General features: G+C 44.6%; 1 protein-coding gene. It reads right to left on the bottom strand.

Translation table 11 applies throughout. The annotated features are described in order from the left end of the window. Positions 1–386, bottom strand: a 386-nt coding sequence (locus V7659_RS25480; protein WP_335542912.1) for an MFS transporter, incomplete at both ends; no start/stop codon positions are given.

Genomic DNA, 386 nt, shown 5'->3' with positions numbered 1-386 from the left:
GCAATATAGATTCCGATCATTTGTCGGTTAGTTAACAGCAGTTTTACATGGGCCCACCTGATTTTGATTGGTTTATCCCCTGCATTCGCCAAGCCGCCGCCTTCAAGAATATAGTCAATTTCGGCCTGATTAGCTTTTGGGTGTTTTTTCGGCTCATGGATATGCTTAAACCAAAAAACCGACACCACAATTCCAGCCAACCCTGCAACATAAAAAACCACTTGCCAGCTGTAACTCTGTAAAAGCCAGGCCATTACAGGGGTAAACAACGCAATTCCAAAAAACTGAGCAGAATTATACACAGATACTGCCCTGCCTCGTTCATTCTGAGGAAACCACATGGCAGTCAATCTGCTATTGCCAGGAAACGATGGAGCTTCTGCAAC

The sequence above is a fragment of the Neobacillus drentensis genome, from assembly GCF_036966985.1.
Classification (GTDB): domain Bacteria; phylum Bacillota; class Bacilli; order Bacillales; family Cytobacillaceae; genus Neobacillus; species Neobacillus drentensis_E.
The sequence above is the reverse complement of the archived record's forward strand: the minus strand, read 5'-3'. Positions and strand labels throughout refer to the sequence as shown.